General features: G+C 62.0%; 13 protein-coding genes and 1 pseudogene. 11 read left to right on the top strand and 3 right to left on the bottom strand.

All coding sequences use genetic code 11. The features are described 5' to 3' along the window. The 4 genes from V5B39_RS19765 to draG all read left to right on the top strand — a co-directional run. Window positions 1-524, top strand: a 524-nt coding sequence (locus V5B39_RS19765; RefSeq protein WP_332344559.1) for a flavodoxin domain-containing protein, incomplete at its 5' end; no start/stop codon positions are given. Window positions 525-552: 28 nt separating this feature from the next. Continuing rightward, complete coding sequence (locus V5B39_RS19760) at window positions 553-840, top strand: 2Fe-2S iron-sulfur cluster-binding protein (protein WP_332344558.1); 288 nt, start codon at window positions 553-555, stop codon at window positions 838-840. Between the two features lie 37 nt (window positions 841-877). Continuing rightward, window positions 878-1,252 carry a 2Fe-2S iron-sulfur cluster-binding protein gene (locus V5B39_RS19755; protein WP_034950897.1) on the top strand — a complete coding sequence of 125 codons (375 nt, stop codon included), beginning with the start codon at window positions 878-880 and terminating at the stop codon, window positions 1,250-1,252. A gap of 5 nt (window positions 1,253-1,257) precedes the next feature. Further along, window positions 1,258-2,175, top strand: a complete 918-nt coding sequence (gene draG, locus V5B39_RS19750; RefSeq protein ID WP_332344557.1) for an ADP-ribosyl-[dinitrogen reductase] hydrolase — start codon at window positions 1,258-1,260, stop codon at window positions 2,173-2,175. 16 nt (window positions 2,176-2,191) lie between these two features. Here draG and V5B39_RS19745 read toward each other — a convergent pair whose 3' ends face one another. After that, the gene (locus tag V5B39_RS19745) at window positions 2,192-3,049 is read right to left on the bottom strand and encodes an SIR2 family protein (protein ID WP_332344556.1); all 858 of its coding nucleotides are present in this window, start codon (window positions 3,047-3,049) and stop codon (window positions 2,192-2,194) included. Window positions 3,050-3,419: 370 nt separating this feature from the next. Between V5B39_RS19745 and V5B39_RS19740 the strand changes: the two genes are divergently transcribed. The 4 genes from V5B39_RS19740 (at window position 3,420) to V5B39_RS19725 (ending at window position 6,120) form a co-directional block, all read left to right on the top strand. Then, window positions 3,420-4,589, top strand: a complete 1,170-nt coding sequence (locus V5B39_RS19740) for a recombinase family protein (protein ID WP_332344555.1) — start codon at window positions 3,420-3,422, stop codon at window positions 4,587-4,589. Next, window positions 4,586-5,056 (top strand): LacI family transcriptional regulator, encoded by a 471-nt coding sequence (locus V5B39_RS19735; RefSeq protein ID WP_332344554.1) that lies wholly within the window; start codon window positions 4,586-4,588, stop codon window positions 5,054-5,056. Before V5B39_RS19740 ends, V5B39_RS19735 begins: the two co-directional genes overlap by 4 nt. 160 nt (window positions 5,057-5,216) lie before the next feature. Continuing rightward, window positions 5,217-5,576 (top strand): SUMF1/EgtB/PvdO family nonheme iron enzyme, encoded by a 360-nt coding sequence (locus V5B39_RS19730; RefSeq protein ID WP_332344553.1) that lies wholly within the window; start codon window positions 5,217-5,219, stop codon window positions 5,574-5,576. A gap of 367 nt (window positions 5,577-5,943) precedes the next feature. Next, window positions 5,944-6,120 carry a hypothetical protein gene (locus V5B39_RS19725; RefSeq protein ID WP_332344552.1) on the top strand — a complete coding sequence of 59 codons (177 nt, stop codon included), beginning with the start codon at window positions 5,944-5,946 and terminating at the stop codon, window positions 6,118-6,120. A gap of 76 nt (window positions 6,121-6,196) precedes the next feature. Here the strand turns inward: V5B39_RS19725 and V5B39_RS19720 are convergent, their stop codons facing one another. Together V5B39_RS19720 and V5B39_RS19715 are read right to left on the bottom strand one after the other, a co-directional pair. Beyond that, window positions 6,197-7,123 (bottom strand): dihydrofolate reductase family protein, encoded by a 927-nt coding sequence (locus tag V5B39_RS19720; RefSeq protein WP_332344551.1) that lies wholly within the window; start codon window positions 7,121-7,123, stop codon window positions 6,197-6,199. A gap of 234 nt (window positions 7,124-7,357) precedes the next feature. After that, window positions 7,358-7,807 (bottom strand): OsmC family protein, encoded by a 450-nt coding sequence (locus tag V5B39_RS19715; protein ID WP_332344550.1) that lies wholly within the window; start codon window positions 7,805-7,807, stop codon window positions 7,358-7,360. A gap of 289 nt (window positions 7,808-8,096) precedes the next feature. Here V5B39_RS19715 and V5B39_RS19710 point away from each other — a divergent pair. The 3 genes and pseudogenes from V5B39_RS19710 to V5B39_RS19700 all read left to right on the top strand — a co-directional run bounded on the left by V5B39_RS19710 (window position 8,097) and on the right by V5B39_RS19700 (window position 10,805). Continuing rightward, a pseudogene (locus V5B39_RS19710) lies at window positions 8,097-9,346 on the top strand (PQQ-dependent sugar dehydrogenase). Window positions 9,347-9,390: 44 nt separating this feature from the next. After that, window positions 9,391-9,888 carry a DUF1772 domain-containing protein gene (locus V5B39_RS19705; protein ID WP_332344549.1) on the top strand — a complete coding sequence of 166 codons (498 nt, stop codon included), beginning with the start codon at window positions 9,391-9,393 and terminating at the stop codon, window positions 9,886-9,888. 314 nt (window positions 9,889-10,202) lie between these two features. Continuing rightward, a complete protein-coding gene (locus V5B39_RS19700; protein ID WP_332344548.1) occupies window positions 10,203-10,805 on the top strand; it encodes an SRPBCC family protein in 603 nt (200 codons plus the stop codon). Window positions 10,806-11,598: the final 793 nt, after the last annotated feature.

The raw sequence follows: 11,598 nt of genomic DNA, 5'->3' as shown, positions 1-11,598 counted from the left end.
CGGCAAGCAGTCTGCGCTGTGCCAACACCAGGACGCTGCTGGTCTTCTATATTTCGGCTTATGGCGCCACGCGCCGGATGGCTGAAGCCGTGGCGGCGGGTGCCGAGTCGGCTTCGAGCGCAGCTGGTGAGGTGCGCGTCTCCCTCTACGACCTCGAAGGTGGCGACGCGCAGCCTTTCGTCGACCTGATCGAGGAAGCAGACGCGCTGCTCTTCGGCAGCCCGACAATCAACGGCGACGCGGTCAAGCCAGTCTGGGATCTGCTCTCGTCGCTGACGATGGTCGATGTCAAGGGCAAGCTTGGCGCCGCTTTCGGTTCCTACGGCTGGAGCGGCGAAGCGGTGCCGATGATCGAAGACCGTCTGCGCCGCCTGAAGCTGCGCGTGCCCGTGCCCGGCGTCAGGGCACGCCTGACACCGACCGCCGATGACTTTACTGCCTGCCGCGATCTCGGCCGCGAGATCGCGCTGCACCTCCTCGGTCGTGCGACGCCGCGAACCATCGACCTCGCCCAACTCGCCTGATTCCCCCTTACTTACCGGAGAAAACCGCATGCCCAAGGCCAGCATCACCTTTCAGGATATCGGCGTCACCGTCACCGTACCGGCAGGCACCCGCCTGATCGAGGTTTCGGAAAAGGTCGGCGCGGGCATCACCTACGGCTGCCGCGAAGGCGAATGCTGCACCTGCCTGACCAGGATTGTTTCCGGTCATGAACACCTTGCTGCACCGTCCGTACTGGAAGATCAGGTGCTCAAGGACAACCTCGCGCCACGCCGTCACCGGCTGGCCTGCCAGGCGCAGGTCCTCGGCGGCAGCATCGTCGTCCAGCCCGCTTGAGTCTTCACCCACCCCTTCCATTTACCAGGAGCCCAGCATGCCAAACATCACCTTCTCCAGTCCGATGCACAAGGACAAGACCATCTATGCCGTTGCCGGCAGCCACACCCAGACCATTCTGAAGCTCGCCAAGGAGAACCATGTCCCGATCGACTTTTCCTGTGGTGACGGCGAGTGCGGCACCTGCCTGGTCAAGGTCAGCAGCGTCGACAAGAGCAGTCACAACAAGTACGGCCACATGGGTGGTCCGCTCAACGTGCGCGAGGTCGCTGTCCTCAAGGAGATGGGCAAGATCAAGCAGGCGCAGATCGAACAGATGTACGTCGACGATCTGCCGCCAACCGAATGGCGGCTCGCCTGCCAGTACATCGTCCGCGACGAGGACATCCTGGTCGAGTACCCAAGCCGGTGACACTGGTGGCGCCAGCCAGCGCGCAGGCCAGTGTTTCCCGGGCGCTGCTGGCACGGGCCGAGGCCGCCTATCTGGGCCTGGCGCTGGGCGACGCGCTGGGCGCCACGGTCGAATTCATGACGCCACGCGAAATCGTTCATCACTTCGGCGTGCATCGCGAGATCGTCGGTGGCGGCTGGCTCAAGCTCAGGCCAGGTCAGGTGACCGACGACACGGGCATGTCGTTGGCTCTCGGCGATGCCATCCTGGCCAACGGCGGCAGCGTCATGCCGCTCGCCTGCGCCGAGGCCTTCGATGCCTGGATGCGGCGCAAGCCGGTCGATATCGGTAATACCGTCCGCCGCAACCTGCTCACCTTTCGCCAGACCGGCGTGCCGGTCGCGCCGTCGTCGGATCACGACGCCGGCAATGGTGCCGCCATGCGCGTGTTGCCGGTGGCCCTGGCGACCCTCGGCCAGTCGCCAGCCGCCGTGAGCGCGGCCGTGCAGGCGCAGGCGCACGTCACGCACAACAACGCCGTGTCGGACGCGGTCTGCCAATTTCTGACCCTGGCCGTACAGGATCTGCTGCGCGGTTGTTCGCTGCCGGAGACCCTCAGCCACCACCTGGGCTCATTGCTGGCGGTACATCCCGAACTGTCGTTCCGCGACCGCCCTCGCCGCGAGAACCCAAGCGGCTGGGTCGTCGAGACGCTGCAGGCGGTGTTGCAGGGGCTGGACAACAGCGACGGTTTTGAGGACTGCCTGGTCGATGTCGTCAATCGCGGCGGCGACGCCGATACGACCGGTGCCATCGCCGGCATTCTCGCGGGCGCGCTGTACGGGCCGCAGGCCATTCCGAAACGCTGGCTCAACGCCCTCGACCCCGGCGTCGCCAGCCGCTGTCGCGCGCAGGCGCGCTCCCTGCTGCCAGTCACCGCTTGACGGGTCGCCGAGCGAATCAGCCCGGCACGGCCTCGGCCAGCAGCGCCAGCGCGTCGGCCTCGACGATCTCGATACCGATGCGCTTGCAGAAACGACGCTCCTTGTCGTTTGGCTCGGCGATCAACGCCCAGCCGGCGGGCTCGACAGCGGCATCATGGATCAGGTCGGCGAGGACCATGCGCTCGGTGTCGCGATTCAGTCGCATGCCGAGCAGGAGATAACGCCGGCCGCGGCGATGCGCCTTGACGAACGATGGCACGGCAAAGCCGCCCATCAGCTCGGTGATGTAATCCACATAGTCGGCGTCAGAGGCAATGTAGCTCGGCTGTGGCAGCGGCGCCCCCATCGGCTTGAAGAGCACCGGCAGCGTCGCGTCGGCCTCCGCGGGCAAGATGGCGCGGTAGCTGTGGCCATCCGAGACATGCAGCCGGAAGCGATAGTCGGTGCCGCCGAGCCGTGCGCAGCCGAGGATCAGCAGGTGTGGCGTCCCGGCATACGACTCGAGCAACTGCGTATCGCGGTTGATGTCGATGACGTAGGGCGGCCGGACGGTCGCCAGCCAGTCATGCAGCGCCGCCCGTGTCCAGCGTGTGGCACCGTAAGTGCTGTCGAGGAAGCGCGTCACGGCGCTCCTGCCGCGCTTGAGTTCGACATTCATCGCCGCCCTGGGGAACTCGTACATCTGCTTCGGCGCCATCGGCCGGCCGCCGTTCATTGCCAGGATCAGTTGCTCGCTGGTCGCGGGCATGCTGCGGCCGTCGGCCAGCGAAGCGACATCGGCGAGCACGCCCGGCCCTAGGTAGGGAACGATACTGCCGTCGGCCAGGCCAGCTTGCCATGGTTCGAGGAGGTCGGTGAGGGTCATTGTCGGCATTGTGCATACTCCGCGTGAATTCATCCTGTCCACGCAAGAAGCGCGCCGGCCCGGACATCCCCTGACGACGGGTTGTCCGGGCCCCGCTGGCGATCCGGTTGTCGGTTTCGCGACAAAGCCGTCATCAGTTCGGATCCGAGGCAAGAGGTCGTGCCGTTTGCCTCCAGGTAGGCTGCGCAAGAACCAGGAAAAAGGAGAAGAGGGGCCCACCAAAGCTCGACACAAATACGGCCAAGTGATTGTTTGCGGGCGATTCACCGGTTCAGAATTGGCACTACAGGCGTCTGGCGAAGGACTCGGGCAGGGCGACGGTTTCGAACAGATCCTTCTGTTGGGGGGTGATGGTGGACAGGCCCGAGGCTGACTGGCGTTGGTGCAGCGTGACCTGGTGATACTGGATCCGGCGGGCGACATCGAGGCCAGCAAGATCGACGTGATCGTGATCTACAAGATCGATCTGCTGACACGCAGCCTGGCGGACTTCTCCAAGATGGTCGAAGTCTTCGAACGGTACGGCGTCTCCTTCGTTTCGGTGACGCAGCAGTTCAACACGACGACCTCGATGGGCCGGTTGATGCTCAACATCCTGCTATCCTTCGCGCAGTTCGAGCGCGAGGTGACTGGTGAGCGCATCCGCGACAAGATCGCCGCCAGCAAGGCCAAGGGAATGTGGATGGGCGGCGTGCCGCCGCTGGGCTACGACGTCGACAATCGGCGACTGGTCCCCAATGAGCAGGAAGCCAAGCTGATCCAGCATATCTTCCAACGCTTCGTCGAACTCGGCTCCAGCACCGCCCTGTTCAACGAGTTGAAACTAGACGGCGTCACCTCGAAGGCGTGGACCACCCAGGACGGCAAGGTCCGCAAGGGCAGACCGATCGACAAGGGGATGATCTACACGTTGCTGAACAATCGCACCTACCTCGGCGAACTGCGGCACAGGGAACAGTGGGTTCCGGCGGCGCACCCGCCGATCATCGAACGCGAGTTGTGGGACCGCGTGCACGCGATTATCGCCACCAACTGCCGGGTGCGCGGCGGCGCTACCCAGGCGGTCGTGCCCTTCCTGCTCAAGGGCATCGTCTTCGGCAACAACGGGCGTGCCTTGCCTCCCTGGCACTCGACGAAGAAGAGCAACGGGCGGCGCTACCGGTATTACATCCCGATGCGCGATACCAAGGAACAAGCGGGCGCGTCCGGTCTGCCGCGCTTGCCGGCAGCCGAACTGGAATCGGCGGTGCGCGAACAACTGCGCGGAATCCTGCGCGCCCCGGCGCTGCCCGGCGAGCTGCTGTCGCAGGCGGGCAAAGTGGATCCGATCCTGGACGAGGCCAAGGTCACCGTCTCCATGACGCGTCTCGATGCGATCTGGGAGCAGTTGTTCCCGGCCGAGCAGACCCGCATCGTCAGACTTCTGATCGAGAAGGTGATTGTTTGTCCCACCGATCTGGAGGTCCGCCTTCGCGCCAACGGCACCGAACAGGTGGTGCTGGATCTGCGTCCGGAGTCGGCCGAACGGCACCAGGAGGCATTGGCATGAACGCGGTCCGTATTCGCAGAAGCGGGGTGCCCGATGTCGTCGCCGCCAGCGACGGCAGGCTGACCCTGTCGGTGCCAATCCAGATCAAGCGCCGCAGCGGGCGGAAACTGCTCACGCTGCCGGGCGGTGAAGCCGCCCACCCCAGGCCCTGGAACTTGGTCGCCACGCCGATGCAACTGGCGCTTGCCGAGGGCTATCGCTGGCTGGCGATGCTGGAGTCTGGCGAAGCCACATCCATTACCGACCTGGCCGCCCGCGAGAAGATCGACAACAGCTACATGTGCCGCATGCTCAACCTGACCAAGCTGGCGCCCGACATTGTGGCGGCGATCCTGGATGAGACCTTGCCTCAGCACGTCACTGTGCATGAGCTGGCGATCAGTCCGCCGGCGGTGTGGGAGGAGCAGCGGGAGCGGATTGGGGCGGTTGGCGAGGAACTACGGCCGGCCGGACCTGCAGCATCCTGATCCATGCGAAGTGGTGCTCAAGGGCGTTTGCTGGCAAATGCATCGCTCACTGCCAAAGGGATCTGAATTAAATCCGAATCATTCTGTACGGCAGCGCGCATAGAAGAAGAAGGACTGCGGGTATCATGGGGCCAACCAATCCCAGCGAGTGCGCCTCACGATGACTACTTCAACCGCCCCTCCCGTCGCAACACTGCCGGGCATCGACTGGGTCGAAATACCCGGTGGCGACTACATCTACCAGGACGGAAAGAGTCGCACGCTGCCGACTTTCTATATGGCACGACACCCAATCACCAATGTGCGTTACCAGGCCTTCATCGACGCCGGCGGCTATGATGACGAACGCTGGTGGCAAGGAATCGAGCCCGATACCAGTGGCGACGCGCGCGTGCTGCGCGGCGGCTCCTGGTACGGCAACCCCCACGCCGTGCGCAGCGCGGAGCGTAACTGGAACGACCCCGGCGAGCGGGTCGACAACGTTGGGTTTCGTCTCGTGTCGTCTGGCCCGATTCGCTGACTCGCGGTTTTCCGCTGATCATCCGGGCGCCCGGCGACTCCTCCAATGACGATTGTCTGACGCCATCGGCGCACCGTGGCCTTGCTTCTATGGGGGTACGGCGTCACCCAACGATAGACGGACTGATCGTCCGCGTCCTGACCGATGCGAGGCAGTGGCCACCGGCAACCCTGATGTTGGGGAACATGCCTACTAAATGCGCTACCGAAACCAGCGCCCCAGATTCGTTGACGTTCTCCTCGCCAATCTACCCAACAGGGCATTCGCCGCAAAGAATTTCTCTTGATCGCTGCGCATGAGTAGTTCAGTTGAAGCTCCGAGACATACAGCAGTCACATCCGTTCGATTTCGCACATAGGGAATAGACATGCCGTTGAAGAAAGGTTCCAGCAAGTTAGTTGTCAGCAGCAACATCAAGACATTGGTGGACGACTGGAAGCGGGATGGAGCGATTGGTACCAGCCATCCGCCGACAAAGAAAAAGGCGGTCAAGCAGGCCGTTGCCATCGCTTTGTCCAAGGCTCGCAAGAGTCGCGGCACATAGCCCTGCCGGCGCAATACCGGCAGAGTCTCAGGTCATTCCATCCGGGCCGTCCTCGCTATCGACGTGAATGGTCGCGTCATATCCGGCTCGTCCGGGACTCGGGAAACGAGTACCGCAGAAACAGATGACTGCTGCCGCGCCGCACGTCGCTTAAAGTTCCCCACGGGACCTCCCCCGGCGCGAACGCGTGCCCCATGACCAGGCTGAGCCGCTCGTTGTCCGTGCCGCGCCCGGCAATCTGCGGCGCGAGCGTCAGGAACTGCTCGTCAACAAGCCGCTGCGCGTAAAAATCGCCCAGCAATTGCGGCCCCCCCTCGACCAGGATCAGCTTGCCGGGGCTTAACCGACACACCTCTTCGAGAATGGCACTGGCCGGGATTGTGCCCGCGCTGCGACGAATCGCGCAGACCTCCACCGCATCGGGCACATCCTGTTTGAGCAAGCGCTTCGCACCCGCGGTTGTCGTAACGATCAGCGCCTGCACCTTGCCAGATGCGAACACCGGTAAACGCAGATCGATCTCGCCGCTGCCGGTGACGATCACATTCAGCGGCGCCTCGCTCTTGCCCAACGCCTTGCTCAGCCGCCGATAGTCATCCGCAAGCTCGGGAAAAATGGCTCTGGCCGTCCAGACATGCTTGCGATCGGCACCCAGAGTGCCCGCACCGATGATCACCACGTCGGCAATGGCGCGCAACAGGCCCATCACCATGCGATCCTGGGCACTGAATCCGCTGATCTCCCCGCCACTGGCGTGCCCCTTCACATTGAGTGAAACGACGCCATCCAGGGTGGTCACAAAATTGCTGAACACATGGGGATGCGTGCGCGGCTGGGGCATGCGCAGGCTGCCGTACAACCGCGCCAGCTTGGCAGGCAGCGGCAACACCTTGCCGCGCTTCGTTTCGAAAAGCGTCTTGAGCGGTGCAAGCGGGGTAGAAGCGGGCCGGGCCACGGGGTCATTCACGCCGAATTTCAATGGGTTGGCATGGGAGAACGCCATCGGTCATCTCGGCCGCGTACCTTCCCTGGCTCATGTAGCGCCCTCTTTCTTCTTGTTCCCGGCGGAGGTTCCTGGACGAATAGGGTTCGAGAACTGGCCCCCCGTCGGTGATGCGCAAGACCACCCTTGCGGCCACCGCTGGAGGCGTGCTCCAGGGTCTGTCCGGCACCAGGGCCCGTGTTGAAGATGCTACGGATCGCATGCTCCGGCCACCATGCGCCACCGGGGCGCCGCTCAACTGGCGCCTCTTGGCCTCAGCGTGGCCACCAGTGTGATTTCCGGAACGCTGGCAAGAGCCTTTGACAAAGGACAGTCACGCTTGGCCACGGCGGCGATCTCCTGAAACGTCGCGTCGTCAATGCCGGGGACCGTGGCCTGCATGGTCAGCGCGATGCGGTCGATGACAAAACCTTCGCCCTGTTTGGACAGGCGCACACTGGCCGTGGTATCCACGTCGGTAGTCGCCAATCCCGCTTTATCACAAGCGAACGAAAACGCCATCGTGAAGCAGGCGGCGTGAGCTGCAGCAAGAATTTCCTCGGGGTTGGTGCCGGGCCGGGCATCCTCGAAGCGGCTGGCAAAGCCATAGGGGTATTGCTTCAGCGCACCGGTCTCGGTGCTGATCGTACCCAGGCCCTTCTTGCCCTGGCCTTCCCAATGAACGCTTGCGTTCTTTTCAATCATGGTGTGTCTCCTTTTTTACTGCGTTTGGCAACTGGCTTGCCACGCAAATTTAGCGGCACAAGGAAACACCGTCTGTTCGCTTTCGCACCGACAGCACGGGTGAGCCATGAAAACGTGCACACTGTGAGAAGCATCTTCAGTTTCAACGCTGATGAATTGAAGATCGAGAAATGGATCGGCGTTTCAACTTGAGACAGTGCACATGCGTTTGTTGAGTCCACGCTTGATCGCCGTTTTGTTTGGCGTGTTGTCCAGCTTGGTGCTGCTGACCCTCAGTGCTTGTGGAGAAATGGCAACCTTGCCCGTCTCCGCTGGCACCGGGCCACACCCTGCGCTGCCAGCGCCACAGCACGCGCTGTTACCCACCGTAAACATCGCTCCGGCCCAAGGCTGGCCGCAGGGGACGACACCACATCCCGCACCGGGTACGCAGGTGGTCGCGTTCGCCGGCGGCCTGGATCATCCGCGCTGGCTCCATGTCCTGCCGAACGGTGACGTGCTTGTTGCGGAGGCTAATGCGCCACCCAAACCTGATGACGGCAAGGGGATCAAGGGTTGGTTGATGGGGCTGGTGATAAAGCGGGCGGGGGCTGGCGTACCCAGCGCCAACCGGATTACCCTGTTGCGTGACAGCGATGGCGACGGCGTAGCTGATGTTCGCTCGGTGTTGCTGGACGGGTTGAACTCGCCTCTTGGTATGGCGCTGGTCGGCAACGATCTGTACGTCGCCAATTCCGACGCGATAGTCCGTTTCCCTTACGCCGCTGGCGACACGCGCATCAGCGCGCGCGGTAGCAAAGTCGTGGATCTGCCTGCCGGTCCGATCAACCATCACTGGACCAAGAACCTGATCGCCAGTCCCGATGGAACCAAGCTCTATGTGACTGTCGGCTCGAACAGCAACGTCGCTGAACGGGGCATGGACGTGGAGGCTGAGCGGGCCGCTATCTGGCAAGTGGATATCAGCAGCGGTGCGCACCGGCTTCTTGCCACCGGTCTGCGCAACCCGAATGGCCTGGCCTGGGAACCGCACAGCGGCGCCTTGTGGACGGTAGTTAACGAGCGCGACGAACTCGGCAGCGACCTGGTGCCCGATTACCTGACGTCGGTACGTGATGGTGGCTTTTACGGCTGGCCCTACAGTTACTACGGGCCGCATGTAGACGAACGTGTGACGCCGCCGCGCCCTGATCTGGTGGCCACAGCAATTGCACCCGATTACGCCCTGGGACCGCATACCGCCCGCTGGGCCTGGCATCTTCCGCTGGCACTACCTTGCCGGAAGTCTTCACCAAAGGCATGTTCATTGGCCAGCATGGCTCGTGGAACCGGCGACCGCACAGCGGCTACAAGGTCATCTTCGTACCGTTCGACAGCGGCAACCCGTCCGGCGAGCCCGTCGATGTCCTGACCGGCTTCCTCAGCGGAGACGGCAATGCCCTTGGCCGGCCAGTCGGCGTGGCACTCGACAAGTCGGGTGCGTTGCTGGTTGCCGACGACGTGGGGAATGTCGTCTGGCGAGTTAGCGCTCGGCACTGAGTCAAGAAATCCAAGCCATCCCACGTCTCGAAGGTAGAAATCACATGACACTAAGCCTATTGCGATTCACCACCATTCTCTTGGCCGCACTGCTCTCTGGCCTGGCTTTCGCCCATGTGCTTGAGCAGCCTGCAAAGATGCAGTACGACGCAGCGCTGTATATCACACTTCAGAGATCACTGTATGTTCAGTGGGGGCCACCGCATCTTGGTGGATTTCTTGAGCCATTGACAATTGCGACAACCGGCCTGCTGGCATTCTTCATTCGTAGCAACAAGCACGACCTGTGGCTTTCCGTGGGCGCGCTGTCCCTTCTTCTGCTTGCTTTTCCAGTGGTGTTCTTCTGGCTGGTAGCGCCGGCGAATGCGGTCTTTCTCGCTGCAATGCTGCCGAACATTCCGCTCGATTGGTCAGACCTGCGCTCTAACTGGGAAACGGGCCAAGCCATCCGATTCGCACTCCAGTTTGCCGCACTTGCATTGCTTGTTCTATCGCTGCTGCTCGCCGCGAACGACACGTCAGATCGTATTCGGCAGGCGTGATCGTTCCGTTCAGCGTGCAGTCGCCGGCGGTCTGCGACCCAGCGCGTTGCGACGATCGGCCGCGCCCTCGTCTTGATTGTTGTATCGGCTGCGGACGCTGTTGATGCTGGGTCGGGGCGCGTTCATTGGCCGTCTCGTTGGTGCTGCGACGGGCGCAGAAGAACCGGAAGAAGGGAAAGCAGGGAACTTTCTGATCTGGTGCTTGGTGCCATGCGGACCGGCCACATGGTGCTCATCGTCCATACCAGGAGAGGAGCGAAAGCTACGTTGGTACGCGACGTTGTTGGCGATTCAGTTGCTCTGCAAAGTGAGCATTGCCGCTTATTGGCCGGATCTTCTTTAATGCTTTTGATTTGCTTCTCTACTCCATTGCACATGCCATGACCGAATATCGCTTGCTGACGATTTGGCGTATCAAAGCGCCGCTCGCCAAGGTGTACGAGGCGATCCAGAATTCCTTGAGCTGGCCGGAGTGGTGGCCAGGTGCCCAGAAAGTGGAGCAGACTGCAGTCGGTGACGCCAGTGGCATAAACAACGTCCGGAACTACGCTTGGCAGGGCGAGTTTCCTTATCTGGTGGAATTTTCCATGCGTGCGACACGCGTTGAAAAGATGGTAGCGCTTGAAGGATCTGCCAAGGGAGACCTTGAAGGAATTGGTCGCTGGCATTTCTCGTGTAAAGGCGCAGTTAGCATCGTCCGTTATGAGTGGCATGTGCACAGCACACTGGTCTGGATGAACCTGATGGCGCCGATCGCCCGTTCGATGTTTATCCATAACCACATGCTGGTCATGGCGCAGGGCGGCGAGGGATTAGCCCGCCTGCTTGGCTCACCCTTGTTGAGTCAGGAGAACATTGACCTGTTGGCAGAGTCCGATTCGCCAAGGGGCCAGTTTGCGCGAGCTGAAGAGAGATGAATACTGCTAGTTTCGATGCAATGCAGCCACTTCTTAACCCCTCCGGGCTTCCCCGTGTCAGGGCTAAACTGTGTACAGATCTCACTTGTCATGCGCTGCGCTGCCGACTGTGAGATCAAGCAGATCGATCTTTAATTGTGAACCACCGCTTCCATCTTTCCGCGTTCGCAACCTCTGCCCTATTGCAATCTTCGCCATTGGCAACTGACGGTAGCGAGCAGTCCTACAGCGAGTTTGGAAGGCATCCTTCGTTGGCTCGGAGCTTCGACCAGCCCGTCAACGGCAACACCGGCCACCGAGCAGACGCTCGGACCCGCGACGCTAACGTTCAACGACACGCACTGAACGGCACGCCAGCCAGAGATCCAGCATTTTCCGTTCGCTGCACTGGCGCCGCTGTTCCCTCCGCCCACCAATGCCACGAATCAACCGCTTGATTGAACCACGCATAACCTGTTGATTTTTCCATGGCCAATTCGGGGCGCTCGTGGACTTCGGCCTCCGGCGGACAGCCAGGCCGGAGAGAAGAATGGCCAGGAGAGAGTGAAAACGACGGAATCCGGAAGCCTCCGGGAAACGACGAAGTCCACAGGAACCCGCACGAACCCGCGTCAGCACGCGGGAGTAGGCAAAAAAAGACCAACCCGATGAGGGGTTGGTCGTCAAGTCTGGTGGGCCCGCAGGGACTTGAACCCTGGACCAAAGGATTATGCTTACCACTACGGCTTTCGCCGCCCCTTTCAGGTTTGTGGTCTGGACTATACCTTCCCGTTACAGGCTGGCCGTCTAGTCT

The sequence above is a fragment of the Accumulibacter sp. genome (assembly GCF_036625275.1).
Lineage (GTDB): Bacteria > Pseudomonadota > Gammaproteobacteria > Burkholderiales > Rhodocyclaceae > Accumulibacter.
This window is presented reverse-complemented; position numbering and strand designations above follow the sequence as displayed.

What these genes read in the sequence shown, in the direction of transcription:
- V5B39_RS19705 (WP_332344549.1), top strand. Translation starts at nt 9,391, where the DNA reads ATGACACTAAGCCTATTGCGATTCACCACCATTCTCTTGGCCGCACTG.
- V5B39_RS19725 (WP_332344552.1), top strand. Translation starts at nt 5,944, where the DNA reads ATGCCGTTGAAGAAAGGTTCCAGCAAGTTAGTTGTCAGCAGCAACATC.
- V5B39_RS19715 (WP_332344550.1), bottom strand. Translation starts at nt 7,807, where the DNA reads ATGATTGAAAAGAACGCAAGCGTTCATTGGGAAGGCCAGGGCAAGAAG.
- V5B39_RS19760 (WP_332344558.1), top strand. Translation starts at nt 553, where the DNA reads ATGCCCAAGGCCAGCATCACCTTTCAGGATATCGGCGTCACCGTCACC.
- V5B39_RS19735 (WP_332344554.1), top strand. Translation starts at nt 4,586, where the DNA reads ATGAACGCGGTCCGTATTCGCAGAAGCGGGGTGCCCGATGTCGTCGCC.
- V5B39_RS19745 (WP_332344556.1), bottom strand. Translation starts at nt 3,049, where the DNA reads ATGCCGACAATGACCCTCACCGACCTCCTCGAACCATGGCAAGCTGGC.
- V5B39_RS19755 (WP_034950897.1), top strand. Translation starts at nt 878, where the DNA reads ATGCCAAACATCACCTTCTCCAGTCCGATGCACAAGGACAAGACCATC.
- V5B39_RS19720 (WP_332344551.1), bottom strand. Translation starts at nt 7,123, where the DNA reads ATGGCGTTCTCCCATGCCAACCCATTGAAATTCGGCGTGAATGACCCC.
- V5B39_RS19730 (WP_332344553.1), top strand. Translation starts at nt 5,217, where the DNA reads ATGACTACTTCAACCGCCCCTCCCGTCGCAACACTGCCGGGCATCGAC.